The sequence below is a fragment of the Novosphingobium sp. AAP1 genome, from assembly GCF_001295765.1.
Taxonomy (GTDB): domain Bacteria; phylum Pseudomonadota; class Alphaproteobacteria; order Sphingomonadales; family Sphingomonadaceae; genus Novosphingobium; species Novosphingobium capsulatum.
In genome coordinates this window covers 25,940-52,926 of the sequence record NZ_LJHO01000016.1, presented here as the reverse complement: position 1 = coordinate 52,926, position 26,987 = coordinate 25,940, and the positions used below count along the sequence as shown (strand labels likewise).

23 protein-coding genes and 1 tRNA gene are annotated in these 26,987 nt (G+C 67.5%); 10 read left to right on the top strand and 14 right to left on the bottom strand.

Annotated elements, in window-relative coordinates:
* Nucleotides 1–13: 13 nt before the first annotated feature.
* Both IP65_RS18565 and IP65_RS18560 read right to left on the bottom strand, forming a co-directional pair.
* A complete protein-coding gene (locus IP65_RS18565; RefSeq protein WP_054132614.1) occupies nucleotides 14–724 on the bottom strand; it encodes an RlmE family RNA methyltransferase in 711 nt (236 codons plus the stop codon).
* Nucleotides 721–1,881, bottom strand: coding sequence for a Ppx/GppA phosphatase family protein (locus tag IP65_RS18560; RefSeq protein ID WP_082350255.1), 1,161 nt, complete (start codon nucleotides 1,879–1,881; stop codon nucleotides 721–723). Before IP65_RS18560 ends, IP65_RS18565 begins: the two co-directional genes overlap by 4 nt.
* A gap of 532 nt (nucleotides 1,882–2,413) precedes the next feature.
* Here IP65_RS18560 and IP65_RS18555 point away from each other — a divergent pair.
* Together IP65_RS18555 and IP65_RS18550 are read left to right on the top strand one after the other, a co-directional pair.
* Nucleotides 2,414–2,487, top strand: a tRNA-Gln gene (locus tag IP65_RS18555).
* A 211-nt stretch (nucleotides 2,488–2,698) separates the two neighbouring features.
* On the top strand, nucleotides 2,699–4,675 hold the full coding sequence (locus IP65_RS18550; protein WP_054132613.1) for a bifunctional diguanylate cyclase/phosphodiesterase: 1,977 nt from the start codon (nucleotides 2,699–2,701) through the stop codon (nucleotides 4,673–4,675).
* 49 nt (nucleotides 4,676–4,724) lie between these two features.
* On the opposite strand, the gene IP65_RS18545 is transcribed toward IP65_RS18550, so the two are convergent.
* The 4 genes from IP65_RS18545 to IP65_RS18530 all read right to left on the bottom strand — a co-directional run bounded on the left by IP65_RS18545 (nucleotide 4,725) and on the right by IP65_RS18530 (nucleotide 7,657).
* Nucleotides 4,725–4,874 carry a hypothetical protein gene (locus IP65_RS18545; RefSeq protein ID WP_158272950.1) on the bottom strand — a complete coding sequence of 50 codons (150 nt, stop codon included), beginning with the start codon at nucleotides 4,872–4,874 and terminating at the stop codon, nucleotides 4,725–4,727.
* A 113-nt stretch (nucleotides 4,875–4,987) separates the two neighbouring features.
* Nucleotides 4,988–6,148, bottom strand: a complete 1,161-nt coding sequence (locus IP65_RS18540) for a M14-type cytosolic carboxypeptidase (protein WP_054132612.1) — start codon at nucleotides 6,146–6,148, stop codon at nucleotides 4,988–4,990.
* Entirely contained in the window at nucleotides 6,145–6,735 is a 591-nt protein-coding gene (locus tag IP65_RS18535) for a DUF4136 domain-containing protein (protein ID WP_054132611.1), read from the bottom strand. Before IP65_RS18535 ends, IP65_RS18540 begins: the two co-directional genes overlap by 4 nt.
* Before the next feature lie 109 nt (nucleotides 6,736–6,844).
* Nucleotides 6,845–7,657, bottom strand: coding sequence for a DUF4136 domain-containing protein (locus IP65_RS18530; protein ID WP_197279286.1), 813 nt, complete (start codon nucleotides 7,655–7,657; stop codon nucleotides 6,845–6,847).
* Between the two features lie 222 nt (nucleotides 7,658–7,879).
* On the opposite strand from IP65_RS18530, the gene ykgO reads away from it, so the two are divergent.
* Together ykgO and IP65_RS18520 are read left to right on the top strand one after the other, a co-directional pair.
* Nucleotides 7,880–8,005, top strand: coding sequence for a type B 50S ribosomal protein L36 (ykgO, locus tag IP65_RS18525; RefSeq protein ID WP_008069451.1), 126 nt, complete (start codon nucleotides 7,880–7,882; stop codon nucleotides 8,003–8,005).
* Nucleotides 8,006–8,188: 183 nt separating this feature from the next.
* On the top strand, nucleotides 8,189–8,827 hold the full coding sequence (locus IP65_RS18520; protein WP_054132610.1) for an HAD family phosphatase: 639 nt from the start codon (nucleotides 8,189–8,191) through the stop codon (nucleotides 8,825–8,827).
* Between the two features lie 191 nt (nucleotides 8,828–9,018).
* Here the strand turns inward: IP65_RS18520 and IP65_RS18515 are convergent, their stop codons facing one another.
* On the bottom strand, nucleotides 9,019–10,344 hold the full coding sequence (locus IP65_RS18515) for a hemolysin family protein (RefSeq protein WP_054132609.1): 1,326 nt from the start codon (nucleotides 10,342–10,344) through the stop codon (nucleotides 9,019–9,021).
* A gap of 183 nt (nucleotides 10,345–10,527) precedes the next feature.
* On the opposite strand from IP65_RS18515, the gene IP65_RS18510 reads away from it, so the two are divergent.
* On the top strand, nucleotides 10,528–11,217 hold the full coding sequence (locus IP65_RS18510; protein WP_054132608.1) for an OmpA family protein: 690 nt from the start codon (nucleotides 10,528–10,530) through the stop codon (nucleotides 11,215–11,217).
* Between the two features lie 133 nt (nucleotides 11,218–11,350).
* Nucleotides 11,351–12,361, top strand: coding sequence for an aldo/keto reductase (locus IP65_RS18505; RefSeq protein WP_054132607.1), 1,011 nt, complete (start codon nucleotides 11,351–11,353; stop codon nucleotides 12,359–12,361).
* 7 nt (nucleotides 12,362–12,368) lie between these two features.
* Here the strand turns inward: IP65_RS18505 and IP65_RS18500 are convergent, their stop codons facing one another.
* Nucleotides 12,369–13,151: an inositol monophosphatase family protein gene (locus IP65_RS18500; RefSeq protein WP_054132606.1), complete on the bottom strand. Its 783-nt coding sequence runs from the start codon at nucleotides 13,149–13,151 to the stop codon at nucleotides 12,369–12,371.
* 206 nt (nucleotides 13,152–13,357) lie between these two features.
* Here IP65_RS18500 and sucC point away from each other — a divergent pair, with 206 nt between their 5' ends.
* Nucleotides 13,358–14,557, top strand: coding sequence for an ADP-forming succinate--CoA ligase subunit beta (gene sucC, locus IP65_RS18495; protein ID WP_022675717.1), 1,200 nt, complete (start codon nucleotides 13,358–13,360; stop codon nucleotides 14,555–14,557).
* 3 nt (nucleotides 14,558–14,560) lie between these two features.
* Nucleotides 14,561–15,445: a succinate--CoA ligase subunit alpha gene (gene sucD, locus IP65_RS18490; RefSeq protein WP_054132605.1), complete on the top strand. Its 885-nt coding sequence runs from the start codon at nucleotides 14,561–14,563 to the stop codon at nucleotides 15,443–15,445.
* Nucleotides 15,446–15,636: 191 nt separating this feature from the next.
* Here the strand turns inward: sucD and IP65_RS18485 are convergent, their stop codons facing one another.
* The 6 genes from IP65_RS18485 to IP65_RS18460 form a co-directional block, all read right to left on the bottom strand.
* Nucleotides 15,637–18,072 carry a ligase-associated DNA damage response DEXH box helicase gene (locus tag IP65_RS18485; protein ID WP_054132604.1) on the bottom strand — a complete coding sequence of 812 codons (2,436 nt, stop codon included), beginning with the start codon at nucleotides 18,070–18,072 and terminating at the stop codon, nucleotides 15,637–15,639.
* A 52-nt stretch (nucleotides 18,073–18,124) separates the two neighbouring features.
* Nucleotides 18,125–20,209 carry a hypothetical protein gene (locus IP65_RS18480; protein ID WP_054132603.1) on the bottom strand — a complete coding sequence of 695 codons (2,085 nt, stop codon included), beginning with the start codon at nucleotides 20,207–20,209 and terminating at the stop codon, nucleotides 18,125–18,127.
* Entirely contained in the window at nucleotides 20,206–21,912 is a 1,707-nt protein-coding gene (locus tag IP65_RS18475) for an Hsp70 family protein (RefSeq protein WP_054132602.1), read from the bottom strand. The genes IP65_RS18480 and IP65_RS18475 overlap by 4 nt, the downstream gene beginning before the upstream one ends.
* A gap of 133 nt (nucleotides 21,913–22,045) precedes the next feature.
* The gene (pgmG, locus tag IP65_RS18470; RefSeq protein ID WP_054132601.1) at nucleotides 22,046–23,449 is read right to left on the bottom strand and encodes a phosphoglucomutase/phosphomannomutase PgmG; all 1,404 of its coding nucleotides are present in this window, start codon (nucleotides 23,447–23,449) and stop codon (nucleotides 22,046–22,048) included.
* A 42-nt stretch (nucleotides 23,450–23,491) separates the two neighbouring features.
* A complete protein-coding gene (locus IP65_RS18465; RefSeq protein ID WP_022675311.1) occupies nucleotides 23,492–23,776 on the bottom strand; it encodes a molecular chaperone DnaJ in 285 nt (94 codons plus the stop codon).
* Complete coding sequence (locus tag IP65_RS18460; protein WP_054132600.1) at nucleotides 23,773–24,600, bottom strand: division plane positioning ATPase MipZ; 828 nt, start codon at nucleotides 24,598–24,600, stop codon at nucleotides 23,773–23,775. Before IP65_RS18460 ends, IP65_RS18465 begins: the two co-directional genes overlap by 4 nt.
* A gap of 120 nt (nucleotides 24,601–24,720) precedes the next feature.
* Here IP65_RS18460 and panC point away from each other — a divergent pair, with 120 nt between their 5' ends.
* Complete coding sequence (panC, locus tag IP65_RS18455) at nucleotides 24,721–25,575, top strand: pantoate--beta-alanine ligase (protein ID WP_054132599.1); 855 nt, start codon at nucleotides 24,721–24,723, stop codon at nucleotides 25,573–25,575.
* Nucleotides 25,575–26,975, top strand: coding sequence for a D-alanyl-D-alanine carboxypeptidase/D-alanyl-D-alanine-endopeptidase (gene dacB / locus IP65_RS18450; RefSeq protein WP_082350250.1), 1,401 nt, complete (start codon nucleotides 25,575–25,577; stop codon nucleotides 26,973–26,975). Before panC ends, dacB begins: the two co-directional genes overlap by 1 nt.
* Nucleotides 26,976–26,987 lie beyond the last annotated feature (12 nt).

Sequence of the window (26,987 nt, the reverse complement as noted above, 5' to 3'; positions counted from 1 at the left end):
ACGCGCATCAGGATCAGGCGTCCTGTTCGCCCGACGGATCATCCGCAGGGTTGCTCGTGGCGGCGCGGCCCTTGAAGCCTTGGGCGATCACGTACCATTCCGAGGAGTCCTTGCGGCTGGCCGGCGGCTTGGCGTGCTTCACCGTGGTGAAATTGCGCTTGAGGATAGTGAGCAGGTCGCCGTCGGTGCCGCCGGCAAAGACCTTGGCGACGAAGGCGCCGCCCGGGGCCAGGGTGTTGATGGCGAAATCCACTGCCGTCTCCACCAGGCCCATGGTGCGCAGGTGGTCGGTCTGCTTGTGGCCCACGGTGTTGGCGGCCATGTCCGACAGCACGAGATCGGGCGGGCCGTCGAGCGCGCCTTCCAGCGCGGCAGGGGCTTCATCGGCCATGAAGTCCATCTCGAATATGGTCACGCCATCGATCGGCTCGGTCGGCAAAAGGTCGATCCCGACCACGCGCGCGGCCGGTGCCTTCTTGCGCACCACCTGGCTCCAGCCGCCCGGTGCGATGCCGAGGTCGACCACGCGCTGCCGCCCCTTGAGCAGGGCAAAGCGCTCGTCCAGCTCGATCAGCTTGAACGCCGCGCGGCTGCGCCAGCCTTCTGCGCGGGCCTGCTTGACGTAGGGATCGTTGATCTGGCGCGAGAGCCAGCGCGCCGAAGACGCCGTGCGCTTCTTGGCGGTTTTCAGGCGTTCGTGCGGATCCTTGCCGGAACGGCTCATGGGGTTGCTCCACTATTGAGTTGGCGCAGCGCCTCGCGGCTGCGCACGGCATCGCCGCCAGTGGCCATGAGGGAGCGCAGGATGCCTTCGCGGATGCCGCGATCGGCAATGCCCAGCCGATCGGCCGGCCAGATATCGAAAATGGTTTCGAGGATGGCGCAGCCCGCCACCACCAGGTCAGACCGCTCGCGCCCGATGCACGGCACGGCGATCCGCTCGGCCGGCGAGAGATGCGCCAGGCGCTGGCTGATGCCGCGCATCGCCGTGGTCGGCACGATCAGCCCATCGACCGCGCGCCGATCATATTGCGGCAGACCCAGGTGGAGGCTGGCCAGCGTGGTCACCGTGCCGCTGGTGCCGAGCAGGCGAATCGCCCCTTCGGCCAAAGCGTGTGCGCGGGTGGGCGCGATACGCTCGATGAACGGGGCAAAGCCATCGGCGACGCGTGCGCGCATGTCGGCATAGGCGGCGGCGCGCGCGGCCGGGCTATCGGCGATCGGCCCCACCCCTTCGGTGAGCGAGACCACGCCCCACGGCACGCTTTGCCAATCGAGGATACGCGGCACCGGATCGGCCGGATCGACCAGCACCATCTCGGTCGATCCGCCGCCGATGTCAAAGATCATGGCCGGCCCATCGCCATGTTCGAGCAGGATATGGCAGCCGAGCACGGCCAGCCGCGCCTCTTCCTGCGCGGTGATGATGTTGAGGCGGATACCGGTTTCGCGGTGCACCCGCTCGATGAATTCGGCGCCGTTGCTGGCGCGGCGGCAGGCTTCGGTGGCGACCGAGCGGGCCAGGTGGACATTGCGCTTGCGCAGCTTTTCCGCGCAGACATGCAACGCGGCCAGCGCGCGGTCCATTGCCGCGTCGGACAGGCGGCCAGACTGGGCCAGCCCTTCGCCCAGGCGCACAACGCGGCTGAAGGCATCGATCACCACGAAATGCCCACCGGCCGGCCGTGCGATCAGCAGGCGGCAATTGTTGGTGCCAAGATCGATCGCGGCATAGGCCTGGCGATGAAACGGCACCGGCTTGTGCCAGGCGCGCGCCCCGCCCTGGCCCACGGCCTCGTCAGCGGCAAACAGCGCTTCGGGCAGCACCTCTCGCCCGGCGGTGACAGCCGATGGCGCCGCCACAGGATCTGGCTGTGCCATGCCGGATTGCGGCACTGCTGCAGCGCCGGGAGCGGGGGATGCGGCAAGGGGCGTGGCAACGGCGGCCGGCGCCGGCCTGCCCCGGCGCGCCCCAGTGCGGCCCCGGCCTCTCGCGCGGCCGTTGCCCTTGGCCTTGCCCTTTGTCGGTGCGGCGCCTTGCGCTGCGCTATGGCCGGCCGGCGTGGCGGCGGGCGGCTGTCCGGCGGCATCGGGCGCGGGTGCGGCCTTGCGCGGCCCTCGCTGCCTGTTCCTTCCGCCGGATCGCGGCCCTCGTCCCCTGGCCGGCGGAGTGGATTCCGCCATGATACAAATTCGCTTATGTTTTCCCGCCGGCATCGGTGCCGGTCGGGTACTTGCCTGTCACCGTAGCGTCATGGCGCCCGCGCGGCAAGGTTCGCCCCCGGCAAGCGCCCCGGCGAGGCCACGCCAGCCCTGGCGCCGGCGCGATCAACCGGCGCGATCGCACCCTGATGCAGAGGCGAAAAAACGGGTTGACGCTCTGAAACGGCCCGACTAGAGGGGCGCCTCCCGATGCCCCGTCGTCTAAAGGTAAGACTACGGACTCTGACTCCGTCAATCGAGGTTCGAATCCTCGCGGGGCATCCAATTTCCTGAAATCGCAGAATATTCTTTTCGGCTTGGCATGATTGCCGGCTGCCTTGGTGCGCCCGCGCGCCATTGGCCTGCGCCACGCCCGCTGCGGTGGTGGCAGGCGCCCACGTGCCGCGCGGGGATCACCGTCCGAGCGGTATGATTCTTTTCATGTTTTTGCAGGCATAATCCTGGTTTGCGAAGGAATTCGACCGACTGGGGGAGAATGCTGTTGCGCGCGTCGCGTCCATTTCGCTGGTTCGCCGGAATCGGGGATGATCCCGCGCTGGCCGTGTCGCAGGCGGTGAACCTGCAACGCCAGGTGCCGCTGCTCTATGGCCTGCTGCTGATCAATTCGCTGGCCGTGGCGATCACCCACCGCCACCAGGCACCGGCGGTCCTGACGATCAGCGTGCCCGCCGTGCTGTTTGCCATCACCTTCTTCCGCATGATCCACTGGCTGCGCCAGGCCCGCAAGGGCGTGCCCACTGCGGAACAGGCGCGGCGGCAGTTGCGCGCGATCACCGCCGTATCCGGCCCGGTGGCGCTTGCCTATGTCGGCTGGTCCCTGGCGCTGGCGCCCTATGGCGGCCCGTTCGAGCAGGCGCACGTGGGGCTCTATATCTCCACCACGGTGATCGGCTGCATCTTCTGCCTGATCGTGCTGCCCCAGGCCGCGCTGCTGGTGGCGCTCACCGTGCTGCCGGCGTTCATCATCATGTGCCTGGCGCGCCAGCAGCTGATCTTCGTGACGATCGGGATCAACGTGGCGCTGGTCCTGGCCGTGCTGCTGCGCGTGCTGTTCAACAGCTTTGCCCATTTCGAAGGCCAGGTCCGCGCCGGCACGCTGCTGACGGCACAGCACGCCGAACTGCAGCGGCTGAACGAGGAAAACCGCCGCCTCGCCCTTACCGACGCGCTCACCGGCCTGGCCAACCGCCGCCGCTTCCATGCCGATCTCGAAGCCTGGACCACCACCCACGCCGGCATGCCGTTTGCCGTGGGTGTGCTCGATCTCGATCGCTTCAAGCCGATCAACGATACCTATGGCCATCACGTGGGCGATCGCCTGCTGGCAGAAATCGGCGCGCGCCTGCGCCATGCCGCCGGCCCATCGGCCCAGGTCTATCGCCTGGGTGGTGACGAATTCGGGCTGATCGACCCGGACGTATCCGGCTTTACGCGCACCTGCGAGCGCTTGCTGCAGCAGATTCGCGCGCCATTGCAGGTGGGGGAAATCGTGCTCCATGTCGGCGCATCGCTCGGCGTGGCGCATTGCCCGCAGGCCGGCACCGGGGCAGACGACCTGTTCGATCGCGCCGACTATGCGCTGTATCATGCCAAGCATGTCGAAGGTGGTGGCGTCTGCGTGTTCAGCGCCGCGCTGGAAACCGCCGTGCGGGCCGATCGCGCGATCGAAGTGGCGCTGCAGGGCAGCACGCTGGAAGACGAACTGACGATCGTGTTCCAGCCGATCATCGAACTGGCAAGCGGCCGGCTGAGCGCGGTGGAAGTTCTGGTGCGCTGGACCAGCCCCGTGCTGGGCGAGGTTTCCGCCGCCGATTTCATTGCCGTGGCGGAACGCTCCACCGCGATCCACAGCATTACCCGCGCAGTGATCCGCAAGGGCCTCAAGGCGGCGCTGCACCTGCCCGACGATGTCGCGGTATCGTTCAATATCTCGGCCTGCGACCTGACCTCGGCCACCACGCTCGCCTTCATCCGCCGCGAGATCGAGCGGACCGGGATCGATCCGGGCCGCATCTGGCTGGAAGTGACCGAAACCGCAGTCATGGCCAATGCCGAAACCGCGGCCCAGGCCTTGCAGGCCTTTCGCGACATCGGCGTCCACGTGGCACTCGATGATTTCGGCACCGGCTATTCCAGCCTCGGCTATGTCCAGCGCCTGCCGCTCGACAAGGTCAAGATCGATCGCAGCTTCGTCGCCGGGCTCGACGGGACCGATGGCGATACCATCGCGCGCGCCGTGATCACCTTCTGCCACACCATTGGGCTGAGTTGCGTGGCCGAGGGCGTGGAAACGCCCAGCCAGTGGCGCATGCTGCAGGAGGCCGGCTGCAAGCACGCGCAGGGCTATCTGTTCAGCAAGCCGCTGACGCTCGATGCGCTGCTTGCGCTTTGCACGGAATGGGAACGGCAGCGCCCCTGGGGCGCACGCCAACGCCAGCGCGGCGCAGCCTGAGCGGCAGCACCGTCGCCGGTTGCTCAGCAATAATGCGGGGAAGTCTGCTTCAGAACGGCAGCGCGCGGCCGGCGCAGATCAGCGCGGCGGCGCAGGCAAGAACCGGCACGCTGGCCAGCACGTGCCCGGCGCGGCCCGGCAGCGCGGCGATTCCCCGGCCGTGCAGCATGCGGCTGGCCAGGGGCCCAACGTGGCGCATGGGGGCGGAAAGGGGCAGGATGCGGTCCATGCCCTGTCATGGCGCCAAAGGAATTAACGCGCCGTAAAGAGGGCAGGCTTCCCCGCCCTCCAACCGAAGGCACCTATCCGCGCTTAACCCTCTTGCGGTTGCAGCCATTCCCACAGGGCGGCCAGGCATTCGCGGGCCAGCAGCTTGCTGCGTTCCGCGCTCCAGCCATAGACCGGATCGGGCAGATCGGCATTGTCCTTGAACGGCATTTCCAGCGTCATCGCCACGCAGCCAAAGCGCTGCGCCACCTGGTTGGTGGACATCGCCAGGTTGCCCTGACCCGGCCGAGCTTCGGGATAGCCACGGCGCACCTGGAAATCGGGGCTGCGCCGATCGAGAATCGCGCGATAGCGCCGGTATCCGTCGAGCTGCGCGGGCGTGAGGCCGGGAATGCCTTCAAAACCGGCCAGGAACACCGCCGGGATCGCCTCGTCACCATGCACGTCCATGGCAAAGTCCACCCCGGTGGCGTCCATCGCGTTGCGAATCGCCAGGACTTCCGGCGCGCGCTCGGCGGTCGGTTCGTGCCATTCGCGGTTGAGGTTTACGCCGATGGCATTGGTGCGCAGGTGTCCGCGCGCGCTGCCATCGGGGTTGCAATTGGGCACGATGTGGAACGTGCAGGCCTGGCGCAGCGCGCGGCCATGCGGGTCGGCCGGATCGGTGAGCATTTCCAGCGCCCCTTCCATCCACCATTCCGCCATGGTTTCGCCCGGATGCTGCCGGGCATAGAGCCACACCTGGCGTGGACCGGTGCCCAGCGTCAGGCAATCGATCGCCCGCCCGTCGAGCGACAGGCCCAGCACCTGGTGCGACACGCCCGGACTGGCGGCAGCCTCGCTCACTAGGTCGTTGTGGCGTTCCAGTGAATAGGGCGCGAAATAGGCGAACCACACCTGGTCGCCCACCGGGCGATGGCGGATATGCAGAGTGCCGCCATCGCGACCACGGTCGAAATCGGATGCCGCGCGCGTCCATTCCTGGCGGTCTTCGGACACGCAGGCGGAATAGCCGGGCCAGCCATCGGGATAGGCCGAGGTGTTGAGCCCGGTAATCGCCAGGTCCAGCTCGCGCCCGGCCACGCCGCTGACGCGGAAATAAAACCACTGAGCAAATTCGGACTGGTTGTCGCGGCGGATGGCCAGTGTGGCGCGGGCGCCATCGACGGCCAGCACCTCGATATTGCCGGCATCGAACGCGGCGTTGACTAGAATCGGGGCGGAGGCTGAATTTTCTTGCGTCATTTGACCGAGATAGTGTCACCCGACTTGCCGGGAAAGCCCACAAACAGCGCATGGGCCATGCGCGGCGCCAAAACATCGGCCGATGCAGCGGCAGAGCCGGTCTTTTCGGCGTTTTCGGCGCGCCCTTCCCATAGCGGCTGGCCACTGACGCGATCGCGCAGCACCACGCGCAGGAACGTGGCATCGACGCGGCGCGGGCCGCCGCCGATGTTGAACCCCAGCCCCAGGCCAACCCCGCTGTGCCATCCGCCGGTAGAGCCACCCAGCCCCAGGCTGACCGGGCCATTGCCGCCGCCACGCACCTGCGCCTCGCGCGAAACCTGCACTTCGGCCACGATATCGGCAGCGCCGGGCGTTGCCGCACCAAAGCCCAGGCCCGCCACTTCGCGTTGCACGGCCATCAGCCAGGGCTGGTCAGCGAGGCTTTGCGGATCGGCCGTCGGCCCACCGCCAACCGATACCACGGTCACGGCATCATGGCCTTGGCGGGCGGTAATCTCGGGCGTGGTAAAGCGGGTGACCTGCACAGGCGCTGCCAGGGCAGGCAGCGGTGCGGCCATCAGCATCACAAAAGCCAGCCTACGCATACCCTTTGCATCCTTCCTCAGGCGCCCGCTCGGTGCGGATCGTTCCGCTTGAGAGATAGGCATGGCACCAGGCCTGCTCAAGGGCGGCCGGGGCAGATCATGGCGCAGTTCAGGGGGTGCCTTGGGCCGGGGCAGCGCCAGCCGGCGCCAGGCCCGCCGAGCCATTACCGGGCGCGGCGGCATCGGCCACCACCACCTGGCCTTCGGGGAAGCGGGCAAACAGCGCCTTGGCCAGGCGTGCCGCCATCTTGCCGTCGTCCAGCCCGCCCTCACCTTCGCGCGCCATCCCTTCGGCATGGCCCTCCCACAGCACGCGGCCGCTGGCCTTGTCGCGGATGCGCACGTCCATGCGCGTAGCCACGATCGCCTTGGCCGGCTTGGTAAAGTCGAGAGCCACGCCCAGCGACACGGCGGAGCCGTAGTTGCTCACCGTCGTGCTCATCGCGCCGCTGACCGGGGAATGCTTCTGCTCTTCGGGCACCACCACCTGGTGGCTGACCGCCACTTGCGCAATCTGCCCGGCATCGCTCACCGTCTGGGTGTCATAGCCATGGCCCACCAGCGAATCGACCACGGCGGCCTCGTAGACCGGCAGCTTGTCGGGCGTCGGCTCGTCGGCGCCCTGTTCCAGCGCGTCGGCCGGGGCATCGACGCCAGCCACCACGATCCTGCCCTTGCCCAGCAGCGCCAGCGCATCGGCACTGCGATAGGATGTCACGTCGATGCGGCTCGACGGTTCGGCCGCCGTGGTTCCCCGGCGCGGGCCGTCAAAGCCGCCATACCCGCCCCAACCGGGGCCATAGCCACCACCCCAGCCGCCCCAGCCTTGCGCTTGCGCAGGGGCCGGCGCCACGGCGAGCAGGATCGGCGCCAGCGTGGCGGTGGCAGACAACGGCAAGAGCGCGCGCGAAAGGCGGAGCATGGCAGGAAATCCCATCGACAGGGCCGCAGCTGTGCCGAAAAACGGCTGTCGCGCGGCTGAACCATATGATTTAACGCATCGGCGCGCGAAACCCTCCATGCCCGGACCGGTTTATCCCCACAACCGCGATCTGCCATGCCACGGTTGACTTTCCACAGGGGGGCCACTAACGGCGCACCTTCAGTTTCGCGCCCGGGTCGGATTCGGGCAAAGGGAATAGCCATGAAGATTCGCAACAGCCTGAAGTCGCTCAAGGACCGTCACCGGGACAACCGCGTGATTCGCCGCCGTGGCCGGACCTACGTGATCAACAAGACCCAGCGTCGTTTCAAGGCGCGCCAGGGCTAATCGCCAGGCGTGCGTGAACGTTGTGCCGCTCGCCGGCACAGCGGAACGCTGATGCCAGCCCGCTTCCCGGCCCGGTAACCGCCTTGCTTGCGGCCCCGGTCCGGGAAGCGGGCTGGTTTCGTTTGTGCCCGCCGCCCGCCTGTGCCCCTGTCTGTCTGCCCCCTCCCCACGGATAACCGCGCGATGCCGCATGCCCCGAATCAGTCTGTCATCAGCCGGCCGACCATCGTGGTATGGGACGTGGGCCGCGTGCTGGTGGAGTGGGATCTGGCCTTGCTCTATCGCGATGCCATTCCCGATCCGGCCGAACGCGCCCGATTCGTGGCCGAGGTGGTGAGCGAGGAATGGCACGGGCAGCACGATGCCGGCGTGCCCTGGTCCACCATGGTGGCGGCGCGCAGTGCCGAATTTCCCCAGCATGCCACGCTGATCGCCCGCTATGCCAGTCACTGGCTGGACAGCATCCCCGGCCCCGTGGCCGGCACGCACGGTCTGGTGCGCCGCCTGGCCGCGCGCGGCGTGCCGCAATATGCGATCACCAATTTCGGCGTGGACGCCTGGGCGCAGTTCCGCCCGACTTTCCCCATCCTCGATCACTGCCGCGATATCGTGGTGTCGGGGGCGGAACGGCTGATCAAGCCCGATCCGGCAATTTTCGAGCTGGCCGCACGCCGATTCGGCCAGGCCCCCGAAACCATGCTGTTCATCGACGACAATGCCGCCAACATTGCGACGGCCCGCGCGCTGGGCTGGCACACGCACCATTTCGCGCGAGGCGCCGCTGCCCTGGAAGCCGATCTGCTGGCCCACGGCCTGCTCTAGGCCGTACCTGCAAATCCTTGCCGTATAGACCTTCGTCACCCCGGACATGATCCGGGGTCCCGCTTTCTTTGCGCCAAGCACATACGGTTAACGTAAAAAGCGGGCCCCCGGCTTGAAGGCCGGGGTGACGCTGGAAAGGCGAAACGACCCAAACCTGCCACGCGGCGGTTTGGCCAGCCGAGGCCTTGCCCTTACCCGTCGAGCTCCACCGGCGGGGTGGCCGCCTTGGCGCGCTGGATCAACAGCTTGTCGATCTTGCGCCCATCCATGTCGACCACTTCAAAGCGCCAGCCTTGCTCAGCAAAATGCTCGCCCTCGGTGGGCAGCTTGCGCAGCACGGACAGGGCAAAGCCAGCAGCCGTGGCATAATCGCGGTCTTCGGGCAGATCGATGCCCAGCCGATCGGCCATGGCATCGGCCGGCAAGGCGCCGGCGATCAGCAGCGAGCCATCCTCGCGCTCCACGATCATCGGCGCATCGCCTTCATCGCCATGGGCCACGAAATTGCCAGCAATCGCGGCCAGCAAGTCGGCCGGGGTGACGATCCCCTCGAGATGGCCATATTCATCATGGACCAGGGCCATGGCCACTTCGGCCTGCTGGATCACCCGCAGCGCGTCCATGGTATCGAGCCGATCGGGCACGATCGCCGGCTTTTTCATCAGGCTGGCCAGCGCCGGCTCCACCCCGCGCAGCCGCGCTGCCAGGATGTCGCGCACCTTGACCACGCCGACAATGCGATCGACCGAACCATCGGCCACCAGCAGCAGCGAATGCGGGCTGTCTTCGATGGCCTCGTCCAGGTTGGCCGGCTGCGCGTCCTGCTCGATCCAGTGCAGTTCGATGCGCGGCGTCATCACCTCGCGCACCGGGCGGTCGGCCAGGCGCATCACGCTGGCCATCAGCGCGCGCTCCTCCTCCTCGATCACGCCAGAGCGGGTGGCTTCGGCGAAGATCATCTGCAGTTCTTCGGCCGTCACTTCCTGTTCGCCGCCCTTGGCCAGGCCCAACAGGCGCAGGATCAGGCCCGACGAGCGGTTGAGCGTCCAGACGAACGGCGCCGTCACGCGCGACATCACCACCATCGGCCGCGCCGCGACCACGGCGATCTGCTCTGCCGCGTTCAGTGCCAGTTGCTTGGGCACCAGTTCGCCCACCACCAGGCTGAGATAGGTGGTCACCGCAATGACCAGGGCAAAGCCGGCCTCGGCAGCATAGGCCGCCGGCACGCCCAGCGCGGCCAGCCGCTCTCCTACCGGGCCACCCAGGCTCGATCCGGAATAGGCACCGGCGACGATGCCCACCAGGGTGATCCCGATCTGCACGGTCGACAAAAATTTTCCGGGATCGGCAGCCAGTTCCAACGCCACTTTCGCGCCGCCACTGCCGCCTTCGGCCAGAACCTTGAGGCGGGCTGGCCGTGCCGAGACAATGGCCAGTTCCGACATGGAAAACAGGCCGTTGAGCACGACAAGGCCCAGGATCACGAGGGCGTCTGGCCACGGAAAAGAGGTCACGAGACGGCCCCTAGCAGATTTGCGCCGCGCCGCGAAGTCCCTCCGGTGTGGCTGCGGTTGCTGCCAGCATTCGGGAACCATTCAGGCGGCGCTGGTGTATTGGGCTTGTCCGAATTACCGATCATGTCGGGAGGCCTGGCGGGCACAATTGCCGGGCCGAGGATGAAAGAAGGGGTATTTGTCATGAAATTCAGTCGGGTGCTTGTCTCCAGCATGTGCGCCGTGTCGCTGGTCAGCCTGTCGGCCTGCGTCACCGATCCCAACACCGGCCAGCAGAAGGTGTCGCGCACCGCGATCGGCGCCGGCGCGGGCGCCCTGGGTGGCCTGCTGCTCGGCGGCCTGATCGGTGGTGGCACCGGCCGCATCGTTGGCGCGGGCATCGGCGGCATCGCCGGCGCGGCCGTGGGTTACACCATGGACAAGCAGATCAAGCAGCTGCGCGAACAGACCGCCGGCTCGGGCGTCGACGTGACGCCGACCGACAATGGCCAGGCGATCCTCGTCAACCTCCCCAACGGCGTGACGTTCGACACCGACAGCACGATGATCAAGCCCGCGTTCCGCGACACGCTCGACCGCGTCGCCCAGTCGCTGGTGCAGTATCCCAACTCGCTGATCGACGTCTATGGCCACACCGATTCGACCGGGTCGGATGCCTACAACATGACCCTGTCGCAGAACCGTGCGCAGGCCGTGGCTGATTACCTGTCGTCGCGTGGCGTGGCCCCGGCCCGTATCCGCGCACAGGGCTTTGGCAAGACCCGCCCGATCGCCTCCAACGCCACCGAGGAAGGCCGCGCCGCCAACCGCCGCGTGGAAATCAAGATTGTGCCGGTGACGCAGGACGACGTGGCCCGCGCCCGCGGCCAGTAAGCCGCAACGGCCTTGGCCCTTGCAAAGGGGGCGCCATCCAGACCGGATGGCGCCCCTTTTCGTTTGCCCCTCATGCCGGTTGACGCAGCGCACCATCGGCTGGCATTCCCCGCGCCAACAAGGAGATACCGCAATGTCCACCGCTTCGCACCGCTTCCGCACGCTGGCCGGCAAAGCCATGAACCCGATCGGGCTGGGCTGCATGTCGCTGAGCTGGGCCTATGGCGAGCGGCCGACCGACGCCGACGGTATTGCCTTGCTGCACCGCGCGATCGACGTGGGCTATGATCACTTCGATACCGCGCGCCTCTATGGGCAGGGGCATAACGAAACGCTGGTGGGCCAGGCGCTCAAGGGCAAGCGCGACAAGGTGTTCCTTGCCAGCAAGATGGGCATCTTCGCCAGCGGCGAAAAGCGCGGGGTCGATTGCCACCCGAACACGATCCGCGCCGAGCTGGAAAAGTCGCTGACCCTGCTGCAGACCGATCACATCGATCTCTATTACATGCACCGCCGCGATTTCACCGTGCCGATCGAGGATTCGGTGGGCGCGATGGCCGACCTGATCAAGGAAGGGAAGATCGGCGCGATCGGCCTTTCTGAAATGTCGGCCGATACGCTGCGCCGCGCGGCCGCCGTCCATCCCATTGCCGCGATGCAGACCGAATATTCGCCGTGGACGCGTCAGGCCGAAATTGCCGTGCTCGACGCCTGCCGCGAGGTGGGCACCACGTTCGTGGCGTTTTCCCCGGTTGCGCGCGGCGTGCTGGCCAATGGCGTGCGCGATCCGCAGGCCCTGGAAGACGGCGACATCCGCAAGGCCATGCCGCGCTTTGTCGGCGAGAACTGGGTGCATAACCTGGCGCTGGTCGATGCCTTCAACGCCATCGCCGCGCGTGAGGGCGTCACCCCGGCGCAGCTCTCGCTGGCCTGGGTGCTGGGCAAGGGCGATCACATCGTGGCGATTCCCGGCACCGGCAAGATCGCCCACCTCGAGGAAAACATCGCGCGCTGGGACTGGCAGATCCCCGTCGCCGTCACGGCCGAGATCGACGCGCTGATCAACCAGCAGACCGTCGCCGGCCACCGCTATGCCCAAACGATCCGCGCCACGATCGACACCGAGGATTTTGCCGAGGCCTGACCCCGGCCTAGCCGCGCAGGGCCTTGGACGTGGCGGGAGAAACCAGCGCACGGGCGGCTTCGTGGATCGCCGGTGCGCTGACCAGCACGCCGAATGCGCGCGGATCGGGCTTGTTGAACAAGAGGTCCGCGCCATGCGCGTCGGTCACCAGGGCGCCGGCTTCCTGCGCGATTAGCGCGGCAGCGGCAATGTCCCACTCATAGCCCCAGCGCCAGGTTGCCAGCAGATCCGCCTCGGCCGCCGCGACCATGGCCATGCGCAGCGCGATCGAGTTGGGCTTGTCGACCATGACCAGGTCCACCTCGGTCGGCGGCCGCAGGTCCATCGGCATGCGTGCGCCGCTCAGCGCCATGCGCTGGCTGGCAACCAGCGGCACGCCATTGCGCGTGGCGCCCTGCCCGGCCATCGCCAGCCACACCTCGTCACGCGCCGGCGCGGCGAGGATGGCCGCGATCGGGCGCCCCGCCGCAACCAGCGCGACAGAGACTGCCCAGCCCGGCCGGCCGCGCACGAAATCGCGGGTGCCATCCACCGGATCGACCACCCAGCATAGCCCCCGCTCCAGCCGGGCAGGATCATCGGCAGATTCTTCCGACAGCCATCCAGCCTCGGGCAGCAGGGCGCCAAGCTGGTCGTGCAGAAAGGAATCGACCGCCAGATCGGCCTCGCATACCGGATCGTTGTGCCCCTTGTCCCATATCCTGGGGGCATGGCCGTGGCCCGGCCAGAGAGCCAGCGCCTTGGCGGCGGCTTCCTCGACGATGGTTGCAAGGGTGACGGGATCGATCATGCCTGGCCCAGCCTTGGGCGCACGATTCCCGATTGGCAAGAGGGGGCAAGAACGCTGCCCGGCGCCACTGCCAGCTAGCGATTCCGACAGTGCGCAGATTAATCGCGCAATGAAGGTCTTTGCAACTGCGAAAACCTGTGCTTATGGCAGCGCGGAAAACACGGCGCTACGCCCTCCCTTCACTCATACGTAAGCGGGGATCCTGCATGAACGTCCACGAATATCAGGCCAAGGAACTGCTCGCCAAGTTCGGCGTCGGCATTCCTGCCGGCATCGCCGCCCTCACGGTCGAAGAAGCGGTGGCTGCGGCCAAGCAGCTGCCCGGGCCGCTCTATGTCGTCAAGGCGCAGATCCACGCCGGCGGCCGCGGCAAGGGCAAGTTCAAGGAACTGCCGGCCGACGCCAAGGGCGGCGTGCGCCTCGCTAAGAGCATCGAGGAAGTCGAAAGCTTCGCTCAGGAAATGCTCGGCAACACCCTCGTCACCGTGCAGACCGGTGAAGCGGGCAAGCAAGTCAACCGCCTCTACGTGACCGATGGCGTTGATATCGCTAAGGAATACTACCTTTCGCTGGTGGTTGACCGTGCCACTGGCCGCGTTGCCTTGATCGTCTCGACCGAAGGCGGGATGGACATCGAAGAAGTCGCCCACGCGACTCCGGAAAAGATCACCACGATCACCATCGATCCGGCCCAGGGCTTCATGCCCCACCACGGCCGCGCCGTTGGCTTTGCGCTGAACCTGTCGGGTGACCTCAACAAGCAGGCCGCCAAGATCGCGCAGCAGCTCTACACCGCGTTCGTCGCGCTCGATTGCGACATGCTCGAAATCAATCCCTTGGTGGAAACCAAGGACGGCAAGCTGCTCGTCCTCGACACCAAGATGAGCTTCGACTCGAACGCGCTCTATCGTCACCCCGACGTTGTTGCGCTGCGGGACGAAACCGAGGAAGACCCCGCCGAAATCGAAGCCAGCAAGTATGACCTGGCCTACATCAAGCTCGATGGCGACATCGGCTGCATGGTCAACGGCGCGGGCCTGGCCATGGCGACGATGGACATCATCAAGCTCAACGGCATGTTCCCGGCCAACTTCCTCGACGTGGGCGGTGGCGCCAACAAGGAAAAGGTGACGGCCGCGTTCAAGCTGATCCTGTCGGACCCGGCGGTGAAGGGCATTCTCGTCAACATCTTCGGCGGCATCATGAAGTGCGACATCATCGCCGAAGGCATCGTTGCCGCGGCCAAGGAAGTGAACCTGCAGGTTCCGCTCGTCGTGCGCCTCGAAGGCACCAACGTGCAAGCGGGCAAGGACATCCTCGCCAACTCCGGTCTCCCCATCGTTCCGGCCAACGACCTTGGTGATGCTGCCAAGAAGATCGTCGCCGAAGTGCAGAAGGTCGCCTGATCCATGAGCATTCTGGTCAACAAGAACACCAAGGTCATCACCCAGGGCATGACCGGTGCCACCGGCACGTTCCACACGGAACAGGCCCTGGCCTATGGCACGCAGATGGTCGGCGGCGTGACGCCCGGCAAGGGCGGCACCACCCACATCGGGCTGCCCAACTTCAACACCGTCGCCGAAGCCAAGCACGCCACCGGCGCGACCGCATCGTGCATCTACGTGCCGCCGCCATTCGCTGCCGATTCGATCCTGGAAGCGATCGACGCGGAAATGGAACTGATCGTGGCGATCACCGAAGGCATCCCGGTGCTCGACATGGTGCGCGTCAAGCGCGCGCTCGCCGGCAGCAAGTCGCGCCTGATCGGCCCGAACTGCCCCGGCGTGCTCACGCCAAACGAATGCAAGATCGGCATCATGCCCGGTTCGATCTTCAAGAAGGGCTCGGTCGGCGTGGTCTCGCGCTCGGGCACGCTCACCTATGAAGCCGTGTTCCAGACCTCGAACATCGGCCTGGGGCAGACCACGGCCGTCGGCATCGGCGGTGACCCGGTCAACGGCACCAACTTCATCGACGTGCTGGAACTGTTCCTGGCCGACGACGAAACCAAGTCGATCATCATGATCGGTGAAATCGGTGGCGACGCGGAAGAACAGGCCGCGCAGTTCCTGATCGACGAAGCCAAGCGTGGCCGCAAGAAGCCGATGGCCGGCTTCATCGCCGGTCGCTCGGCTCCTCCGGGTCGCCGCATGGGCCACGCCGGGGCGATCGTCTCGGGCGGCAAGGGCGATGCGGAAAGCAAGATCGCCGCGATGGAAGCCGCGGGCATCCGCGTCTCCCCCTCGCCGAGCCTGCTGGGCGAGACCCTGGCCGAAGTGCTCAAGGGCTGATCAGCCAAACCGCTGACAAAAAAGGGCCGGAAGGGATACCTTCCGGCCTTTTTTGTTGGATTCGGCGCTTGCCGGCTCATGTTGCGCTGGCCGCCTTTCGACAGGCTCAGGGCGAACGGGAGGGCAAGACAATCGGGAAATTCCGTTCGGGCTGAGCTTGTCGAAGCCCCCACCCAGGGAGCGCAATCCCGCTAATCGGCCCGCATCGCCAGCCCGCCGAGGCTTTCCGCCTCCATCACCAGTTCGTCGTCGGCCTCGCCCTGGGCCACGCTTTCGCGCCCAATCATCACCAGCACCGGCACGGCCAGCGGCGTCACCCGGTCGAGTTCCACATGCACCAGTTCTGCCGCTGAACGGTCGAGCAGGTCAGCCAGGCGGCCCACGTCGGTCATGCGCGCGCGCGCATCGGCCCAGGCGGCCTCGATCAGCACGTGGTCGGGTTCGTATTTGCGCAGCACGTCATAGATCAGGTCGGTAGAGAAGGTTACCTGCTTGCCGCTCTTGCGCTTGCCGGGATGCTGCCGCTCCACCAGGCCGGAAATCACCGCCACTTCGCGGAACGCCCGGCGCAAGAGGTGCGAATTCTGCACCCAGTCGACGAATTCGTCGGTGAGGATGTCGGGCGACAGCAGCGGCGCGGGATCGGTGATCGGGCGCAGGCTCCACACCGCCAGGGCATAGTCGTTGGCCACAAAGCCCAGCGGCGCCAGGCCCAGTTCCTCCATGCGCCGGGTGATCAGCATGCCCAGCGACTGGTTCGCGTTCCACCCCTCGAACGTGTAGAACACGCTATAGGCACGGCCGCGATAGGGAAAGCTTTCGACCAGCAGTTCGCCCGGCGCGGGCAGGCGGCTGCGCCAGTCCTGCATTTCCAGCCATTCGCGCACGTCGTCGGGAAACCGCGCCCAGGTGCCGCGGTTGGCCAGCATCGCCTGCACACGGGTGGACAGATGCGTGGTCAGCGGCATGCGCGCGCCGCCATAGCTGGGGATCTGCCCGGCCTTTTTCGCCGCGCGCACCACCAGTTCCAGATCGCGCACACCTTCCACTTCCAGGTCGAGCCCGGCAAAGCGGAACGTATCGCCCGGGCTCAGCTGCGCGCCGAAATGCTCTTCCACTTTGCCCAGCGAGCGCCCGTTGCGAAAGCGCACCTCGAGCATTTCGGAATCGACGATGATCCCGGCATTGAGGCGATGCCGCGCCGCCTGTTCCGGGTGCGTCAGCCGCCAGGTACCGGCCTTGTCGCGCACGATGCGGGCAAAGCGATCATAGGCACGCAGCGAATAGCCGCCGGTCGCCACGAAATCGAGCACCCGGGCAAACACCGCCTCGTCCACCCAGGCATAGGGTAGGCAAGCGCGCACCTCCTGCAGCAGCGCGGCTTCCTCGAACGGGCCGGCACAAGCGCAGCCCATCACATGCTGGGCCAAAACATCAAGCCCGCCGGGGCGGAAATCCTCGCCATCGCGCTGGCCCTCGTGCACGGCATCGCGCGCGGCCATCGCCTCCAGGTATTCAAAGCGGTTGCCCGGCACCAGCACCGCGCGGCTCGGCTGGTCCAGCCGGTGGTTGGCACGACCGATGCGCTGCAGCAGGCGCGAGGAACCCTTGGGCGCGCCCATCTGCACGACCAGGTCGATATCGCCCCAGTCCACCCCCAGATCGAGGCTGGCGGTGCAGACCAGCGCGCGCAGCTCGCCGCGCGCCATTGCCCCTTCGACCTTGCGCCGCGCCTCGGCCGACAGCGAGCCGTGGTGGATGCCGATCGGCAGGTTGCCCTCGTTGGCATCCCACAGCAGCTGAAAGATATATTCGGCCAGAAAGCGCGTGTTGGTGAACACCAGCGTGACGCGGTTGGCGCGGATCATCTCGATCAGTTGCGGCACCGCCCAGGCGGCGGCATGGCCGCCCCACGGCACGCGCTCTTCCTGCGGCAGCAGGATTTCCACCTCGGGCGGGGCGCCGGTTTCGCCCTCGACCAGAGAAACAGTGTCAATCTCGCCCCAGGGGGCCAGCCAGCCGCGAAAGCTTTCGGGCTCGGCCACGGTGGCCGACAGCGCTGCGCGTTGCAGATCGGGGCTGATCGCCTGCAACCGCCCCAAGGCCAGCGCCAGCAGATCGCCGCGCTTGCCCGTGGCAAAGGCATGGATCTCGTCGATCACCACGCGTTTCAGCCCGCTGAAGATTTCAGACGCCTCGGGATAGCTCAGCAGCAGCGACAGCGATTCGGGCGTGGTCAGCAAGACCTGCGGTGGCTTAGCCCGCTGCCGCGCCTTGCGATCGGACGGGGTATCGCCGCTGCGCGTTTCCACCCGCAGGTTGAGGCCCATTTCGGCAATCGGCGTCAGCAGGTTGCGCTGCACATCGTGCGCCAGGGCTTTCAGCGGCGAGATATAGAGCGTGTGCAGGCCTTGCGGGGGCGGCGCATCGCCCAGGCGCGAGGGGCAGAACGCCGCCAGCGTGGGCATGAACCCGGCCAGCGTCTTGCCCGCGCCGGTATCGGCCACCAGCAGCGCATGCTGCCCGGCATCAGCCGCCGCGAGCATGTCGACCTGGTGCCGACGCACCCGCCAGCCACGCCCGGCAAACCAGTTTTCGATTTCGGGCGGGATCATGGCCATTGTCATAAGATAGGAAGCCTGCCCCGCCGCTGCGAGAGGCCCGCTCAGGTGCCCCCTCTCAAGTGCCTTGCAGGATCGCCACGCGATCGGCGCCCTTCCACGCCAAAGCAGCCTTGATCAGCGCCATGCGCACGGTGCACTGGTCGGCGGATGTGCCCTGGTTATGGAAAGCGGCGCGCACCCGCGCTTCGGGGAGACCGGCGATGGCGATAACCCGCGCCACCATCGGGCCGGGGATCGCATAGCTTTTTTCCGCCGCAGACGGCACCAGGTTGATCGCGTCTGCTTCCAGCATGGCGCGCGCCAGCTTTTGCTGTCGTGCCAGCGGCGCGTCTGCCAGCGACACGCCTTGTGGCAAGTCGCCGCCACCCGCCACGCTCACACAGGCGTCCGCCCCTTTCTCCCGCGCTGCCGCCATCACATCCAGCCGCCAGCGGGCAAATTCGTCCAACCGTGGTGGAACGGCGCGCTGCAGCGCATTCAAGAAGGCTCCGGTCAGAATGTGTTGGCCTTTGCCAGCCAATACAGCGGGATCGTCGGTCGTCCGCCGGTCCATGCTCAGCGATTCGGCGAGGCTGGGATTGTGCCGTTTGAGATCGGAAAACGACAGGCCTGGCCCAAACAGAATCGTGATCGCCTTGCCCAGCACCGGATCGCTAACCGGATCGACACTGGCTGTAGATTCATAGGGGGGCGCCTGGCCGGACGGTGCTTCATGGTAATCGGCAATGGCGATCACCAAACGCACCAGCCCGATCAGCACGATCGCGATCCAGCCAAAGTTCCTGCCGATACCGCCGCCGCTGCTGCCCTGCGGCTCCCAGGCGGCGACGAGGACAGGATTGAAGTGCTGTTCAAGCTCGGGGAAATTGCTGCGTACGCCATCGATCAACTGGCGCACCTGGCGCCGCGACACGAACAGGCCCTTGCGCGTGCCAGTGCGCGTCAGTTCGGCCCAGGCTTTGTGTAATGGGTGGCCCTTGTGCTGCACCTTGCGGGCAAAGCGCAGGCCGCGCAGCCGCGCGTTGAGAAAGGCGATCACCGGCCGCTCGTTCAGCGTGCCGCGTTCCCGTTCCCAGCCAAGCGCCTGCGCCGCCGGTTCGAGCAGCGGGGCAGAGCGCGGCCAGGATTGCGCGAGCAGGTCAGCCAGCCAGGTTTCGATCTCTTCCGATCGTTCCACCTGGGCCATGTGCGCCTCGCCCAGCAGGGTTTGCAGATGCGCAAGCGCCGCCGCTTCCTCCACCCCGTCAAGCGGCGCCTCGCTGCCACCCTCGGGCATCAGCGCGACGAACAACGCGTCTTGCGGCGGGTGGGCCGTGCGCACCAGCGGCTGGCTGCCCAGGCGCGAGATCAGGAACGCCACAGCCGGCGAATCGCCCGTGGTCGCCGGCCGATCGGCCCAGCCGAACGCCTGCGCGGCGCGGTCGAGCAGCGGCGCCGCGCGCGGCCAACTGCGCGCCAGGGTTTCGGCGAGCCATTCCTCGGTGCGGGACCACAGGTCCACCCCGCCGGCATCGGCCTGGGCGATCAGCCGATCGAGCAGGGCCAGGGCGGCCGCGCGATCGTCTGCGGTCAGGCCAAACTCCGTCCCCGGCCCGGCGAGCAGCAGGTCATGCAAGGCATGATCGGCGCGCGTTTGGGGTTGTTGGCGCCCAAGGCTTACCCCCGGCGCATCGGCTGCCCCGGCCAGAACGATCGGTGCCAAGGTGGGTCTCTGCACCACGAACTGATCATCGGCCGGACCGCGCGCCGGCGCAAACGGCAAGGCCGGCACCAGCGCATCGTGGCCATGGTCGTGCCCGGCACGTACGGTGCCTGCGTCGGCATGCCCGTCCAGCCGGGGTGCGGCGTGGGGCCAGGTGCCCGGCGGGGTATCGTCAGCCGCCTCTGCCGCTGTTGCGCGCTCGTCTTCCCCCGCCACGGGCAGCGCGGTGGGATCGCCGGGCGCATCGGGCGCACTGACCTGCGCCGCCTGGCTGCGCGCCCAGGCCAAAGCCGTATCGCGCGCCTGGCGTAGCGCGGCAAAGCCGGCAACATCGGCGTCCACGTCCATCGCCCGCAGCGCATCGGCATAGGCGCGGCGGATCGCGCCCTGATCGGGGGTTGGCGCGATGCCCAGGCGGCCCCAGGCGCCGTCAATCACAGTGGCATCTCCGCGTCCAGGCTGTCGAGCCGGGCAGCAAGGTCGGCATGGGCCTGGGCAATGGTGCGATGGTCCTGGCTTTCCAGCGCAGACTGGAATGCGATGATCCACTGGCCGATCACCGTGCGCACATCGCCCAGGTGATCCTCCCACATGCGCTCTGCCCGGGCGAGCAGGGCCTGGTTGCCGGCGTCCTCGCGCGGGTGAACCTTCAGCGCGGCCAGGGCACGCCGGCGGCGGTCGAGTTCCGCATCGTCCTTGCGGTCCTCCTCGTCCACGAACACCACGTTGCGGCTTTCCCCGGTAAGGGGGATCGACACGTCCACCTCCAGCAGGCCCGAACTGTCATAGCTGAAGCGCACGTCCACCTGCACGTCGCCCGCCGGGCGCGGCGGCACGGCTATATCCACCGCGCCCAGCCGGACATTGCCCGAAACCTCACGCGCCTCGCCTTGATAGATGCCGAATTCCACCCGCCGCTGGTTGTCGCCCATCGTCTGGAAATAATGCACCCGGCTGACCGGCACGGGGGTATTGCGCTCGATGATCGGGGTGAACAGACCGCTGACAATGCCGCCACGGCCATCGCGCTCGCTGCGGTCCACGCCCAGGGTGAACGGGCAGACATCGGTGATGCGCACTTCGTCCAGCCCGCCATCGCGCGCGATCAACCCGCCCTGGATCGCCGCACCCAGCGCGACGGCATGATCGGGATGCACGGTGGAATTGGGAAAGCGGCCGAACAGCCGCGTGATCGCCTTGCGCACCACCGGCATGCGCGTGGCCCCGCCCACCAGCACCACTTCGGAAAGGCTGGCCGTGTCGATCTGGCTGTCGCGCAGCGCGCGCACCACCGGATCGCGCAGCCGGCGCAGCAAGGGTTCGGCCGCCGTTTCCAGATCGGCCGCGCTTACGCGGGTCGCCAGGCGTTGCTCGGCCACGGTCAGCGCCAATTCCGCCTCGCCCGTGTCAGACAGCGCGCGGCGCGTGCGCTCTGCCGCCTGGAGCAGCAGGGCGCGGGCGTGTTCGGGATTCAGCCGGTCGAGCAGGCCATCGGGATCGAGCCGCGCCCGCACCGCACCGGCCAGCGCCGCGTTGAAATCGTCTCCGCCCAGGCGGTTGTCCCCGGCAGAGGCGCGCACCTCGACGATGCCGGCAAACATCTCCACGATCGAGACGTCGAACGTGCCCCCGCCCAGGTCGAACACCAGGAACGGCTCATGCTCGCCCCGGCTGGCAAGGCCAAACGCCAATGCGGCGGCCGTCGGCTCGTTGATCAGGCGGCGCACCGATAGGCCGGCCAGTTCACCGGCGCGTCGCGTCGCCTTGCGCTGCTTGTCGTTGAAATAGGCCGGCACGGTGATCACCGCCTCGGTCGGCACGGTGCCGGTCTGCGCGGCCACATCATCGCGCAGGCTGGCGAGGACCAGGGCCGAAAGCTCTTCGGCACTGAACGTGTTGCGTCCCAGCTTGAGCTTGTGGTCGGTGCCCATGTAGCGCTTGAAGCTGACCTGGGTGACGCCGTCCTTGGCAGCCATCCGCTCCAGCGCGGCCTGGCCCACCAGCGTGGTGCCATCGGGCAAGACGGACACCGCCGATGGCGTCAGCATCTGCCCCAGGGCATTGGGCACCAATTGCGCCGCCTCTCCATCCCACAGCGCCACGGCCGAATTGGTAGTGCCAAGGTCAATCCCGATGATCATGCGCGCGTGCCCGTTGCCATGGTGCGATCATGGCCGGGCGAGGGCGACGATGGCAAGATGATACCCGCTCCAATCACGTGCAGATCAATCTGGCTTGCACCTGCGATGCTTCAATAAACGGAACGGGTCCGTTTCAATGCGGCACTTGTTCCGTGCGGGCCAGGCCTGACAGCGCCAGTTGCGTGTCGATCTGCTGCATCAGGCGGGTCAGCCCTGCCTCGCTCTCGCTTTCTGCCCGCGCCACCAGCACGGCCTGGGTATGCGAGGCGCGCAGCAGCCACCAGCCATCGGGCGTGGTCACGCGCACGCCATCGATCGCCACCATATCGGCGCCTTGCGCCTCAAGCCGCGCCTTCACCTCGTCCACTGCGGCAAACTTGCGCGCTTCATCCACGGCAAAGCGCAGTTCGGGCGTGGCGATGGTATCGGGCATCGCGCCGCGCAGGTCGTTGATCGACTGGCCCAACCGCGCTGCAGCCGCGATCAGGCGGATCGCGGCATAGATGCCATCGTCAAAGCCATACCAGTCATCGGCCAGGAACACATGGCCGCTCATTTCGCCCGCCAGCAAGGCACCGCTTTCGCGCAGGCGGGTCTTCATGTGCGAGTGGCCCGATTTCCACATCTGCGCCTGCCCGCCCAGCGCCCGCACCCGGTCGAACAGGGCCCGCCCGGTCTTGATATCACCCAGCACCAGCGCGCCGGGACGGCGGGCGAGCAGGTCTTGCGCCAGGATCATCACGATCTGATCGGCCCAGATCACCCGGCCCAGCCCATCGACCGCGCCGATGCGATCGGCGTCGCCATCGAACGCCACGCCAAAATCGCAGCCGTCCCGCACAACTGCCTGGCGCAGATCGGCGAGGTTTTCCTCCACCGTGGGATCGGGATGATGGTTGGGAAAGGTGCCATCCACCTCCGCAAAAAGCAGCCGGTGCTGCCCCGGCAGGCGCGCCACCAGGCGTTCCAGCACCGGGCCGGCCGCGCCATTGCCCGCGTCCCACGCCATGCTCAGCCCGGCCAGGCCGGCGCGGTCGATCCCATCCAGCCCCTTGAGCAGGCGATCGACATAGGCATCGAGCACGGTGACGCTGCGCACCGGGCCGGTGCCGCTGTCCCAATCGCCGGCCTGCGCCTGGCGCCCCAGATCCTGGATCGCCTCCCCGAAAAAGGGCTGGCCATCGCGCACCAGCTTGAAACCGTTGTGATGGGCGGGGTTGTGGCTGCCGGTGATCTGGATGCCCGCAGCCACGCCGGGCAGCGTCAGCGCCGCAAAATAGAGCATCGGCGTGGGGCCAAGGCCGATCCGCACCACATCGGCGCCGCTCGCGCTCAGGCCTTCGACCAAGGCGTGTTCCAGGATCGGCGAGCTGACCCGGCCATCCATGCCCACAACCACCGCGCCGCCGCCCGCGCGCACCACCTGCGTGCCAAAGCAGCGCCCGATGGCACGGGCATCGTCGGCGCCCAGGCTTTCGCCGAACACGCCGCGCACATCGTATTCACGCAGGATCGTGGGATCAAAGCAATGGTTCATGGCCTGCTCCCCGGCCGTGTGGCAGTGCTGCCGTGCGGTGGCTCAGCGCCGATCGACCAGCCGGGCGAGCAGCAGGTCGCGCGCGGCGTTGGCTTCGTGCACCGCTTCGTTGCTGCCGCCGCGATCGGGGTGGACCATGGCAAGGAGGCGGCGATGTGCCTCGATGATCTGTTCGCGCCTGGCATCGGTCCCCACGCCCAGGAGATTGCGCGCCCGGGTTTCAGCAATCGAACGCGTGTCGCGCTGGCCCAGTTCCCATGGCCAGCGCTGGGTCAGCGCCTTGACCGCCACGCAGATCAGCGCCGCCAGCAGCAGCAGCTTGGTCACGCGACGTCCACCATCGGGGTCGCCTGGCCAGAAGCTGTGCGGTGGTTGGCCGGTGGCAGGTTGAGCCCGGCCACAAGGGTGCGCAGTTCCTGGCGCGCAACCAGGTGGCTGGTGCCCAGTTCGCCCAGGTGCCCCTTGTCGAGCAGCGTGAGGCCGCTGGGAAACAGCTCGCGATAGATCACGCGTTCCGACAGGCCATTGGAAATGCGGAAGCCCACGCGCTTGGACAGCTCGTTGAGTGCCTGGTCGATGCGCTTCTGGTTGCGCGCTTCCACATGCTGGGTGCGGTTGCGCACCACCACCCAGTCCATCTCGCGCCGGGCATCGCGGATCGTGGCCATGGCGCGCTTCTTGCGTGCTTCCCAGATCAGCTCGGCATAGAACGACAGGCGCCGCACGCGAAAGGTTTCGGCGTCGACCTGGCCGATCAAGTCAAAGTCGACGAAGCTGTCGTTGAGCGGGGTCACCAGGGTATCGGCGCTGGTGGCCACGTGGCGGGCCAGTGGATCATCGCGGCCCGGCGTGTCGAAGATCAGGAAATCATGATCCTGCGACAGATCGGCCACCAGCGCGTCCAGCGCCTCGGGCGTGGTATCGTTGAACACCACGTGGGTGGCGTTGGGCAGCGGGATCTGGCGGCGGCGCGCGGTCTCGTCGCGGTTCTGGAGATAGCGGTGGAGCGTTGCCTGGCGATTGTCGAGGTCGATCGCGGCGACCCGCGCCCCCTGATAGGCCAGGGCCACGGCCACGTGGACGGCGGTGGTCGATTTGCCGGTGCCGCCCTTTTCGTTGGCGAAAACGATGCGATGGGGACCTGTCGACACGCGGGCTCTCTCTCGATCTGGGGCGGTTAACCGAACGCTTGAACACCCGGTCCACCACGGCTAGGGGAAACCCCGCCGCGCGGCCGGTTGTTGCCCCGGCTTAAAGGAGAGGCACCCGGCGTGCAAACCATCTATCGCCTGGACGACCTGCGCGCGGCCGTCGCTGCATCCAAAACAGGGGAAAAAACCCTGGCCCTGGTGCCAACCATGGGCGCGCTGCACGAAGGGCACCTCACGCTGGTGCGCCGGGCGCGCGATCTCGCCGATGCCGTGGCGGTGTCGATCTTCGTCAATCCGCGCCAATTCGCCCCCGGCGAAGATTTCGACGCCTATCCCCGCCGCCTGGAAAGCGATGCCGCGCTGCTGGAGGCCGAAGGGGTGGATATCCTCTGGGCCCCCACGCCCACCGAAGTCTATCCCCAGGGCTTTGCCACGACCGTTTCGGTGGCCGGCCTTGACGAGCCGCTGTGTGGCGCGGCCCGGCCCGGCCATTTCGATGGCGTGGCCACGGTGGTGTGCAAGCTGTTCAACCAGGTGCAGCCCGAATTCGCGCTGTTCGGGGAAAAGGACTGGCAGCAGCTGGCGATCATCCGCCGCATGGCGCGCGATCTTGACCTGGCCTTGCCGCGTGCCGACGCGATCATCGGCGTGCCCACCGTGCGCGAGGCCGATGGCCTGGCACTGAGCAGCCGCAACCAGTACCTCACGCCCGCCGAACGCAGCCAGGCCGCCGCACTGCCCCGCGCGATCGAGACTGCGATCGCCAGCCTGCGTGCCGGGGGCGATGCCGATGCCGCCCTGGAAACCCTGCGCACCACGCTGCTGCGCGGCGGGTTTGCCCGTGTCGACTATGCCGAACTGCGCGACGCTGAAACGCTGGACCTGCTCGATGCGCTGGGCAGCCGCCCGGCCCGCGTGCTGGTGGCCGCGCACCTGGGCAAGGCCCGCCTGATCGACAACTGGCCGGCCAACTGATGCGCGGCTGGCGCCCTGCCCTGGCCGTGGTGCTGCTGGGCTTGGCGCCGGTCGCCCATGGCCAAACCAGCGACGGCCTGGAGTCTATCCTCGCCAGCCTGCCCGCAGGGGCCCGCATCGGCCTGATCGCAATCGACGAAACCGGGGCGGTGATAGCCGCGCGCAATGCCGACGCGCGCATGGTGCCAGCCTCTACCACCAAGCTGTTCACCACCGCGGCGGCCCTGGCGCTGCTGCCCGCCACCGATCAGCCCGATACCACCGGCGGCGCGAGTGTTTCCCTGGAAGGCCGCCCCGACCGGCCCGACGTGGTCTTGCGCGGGCACGGCGATGCGCGCCTGTCTTCTGCGCCCGATTGCGCGGTCGATTGCCTGGCCACCCTGGCCGATGCCGTGGCCGCGCACACCCATCAGGTCGGCGCGGTGATCGGTGATGATCGCGCCATGGCGGACGAACGCTGGCCCTCAGGCATGAGCTGGGACAACATGGCCACGCCCTCGGGCACGGCGATTTCCGCGCTCACGCTGGATGACAATATCGCGGTAGCCGCGATCGACGCGGCAGCCGCTGGCACAGCCGACAGCCCCGCCCGGATCGCCCCGCCGGCCGGCCTCACCATCAGCGGCACCGTGCGCATCGGCACCGGCGATCAGCCTGCCCTCACCCGCCACACCCTGCCGGGGTCAGACGCCTGGCGCATCGATGGCGTGGTTCCCGCCGGCAAGACCTGGCGCATACCCCTGGCCCTGGCCGATCCGGCGGCGCGGGCAGCATGGGTGCTGCGCGGGATGCTGGTGGCACGCGGCGTGACGGTGCGCGGCAGTACCCTGGCCCGCCATCGCGATGGCCCCGTGCCGGCCGAGCCGCCTGTGCTGGCGCGGCTGGTGCCCCCGCCCTTGCGCGAGGATGTGGCGCTGACTTTGCGGCAAAGCCAGAACCTCCATGCCGAACTGCTGCTGCGGCGCCTTGCCGCCCCTGGCACGGTGGCCGATGGCATCACCGCGCGCATGGCGGCGTTGCAAGCGGCCGGCCTGCCGCCGGGCAGTGTCAGCCTCTATGATGGCTCGGGCATGTCGACCTACAACCGCGTTACCCCGCGCGCACTGGCGCTGCTGCTGCGCTGGGGGCAGGCGCAGCCGTGGGGTTCAGACTGGATCGCGGGCTTTCCCGTCGCCGGGCAGACCGGTACGCTCAAGGCGCGGCTCAAGGGCACTCCGCTGGAGGGCAAGCTACGCGCCAAGACCGGCACCTTGCTGGGCACGCAGGCCCTCGCCGGCTTCCTGCCGACCGCCGCTGGCCACACACTGACCTTTGCCGTGCTGGTCAACGATCTGCCCGATGGAACCAGCGCGACACCGGTGGTCGATGCCTTGCTGCTGGCCCTTGCCGCGCAGCATTGAGCCTGGCCGCGC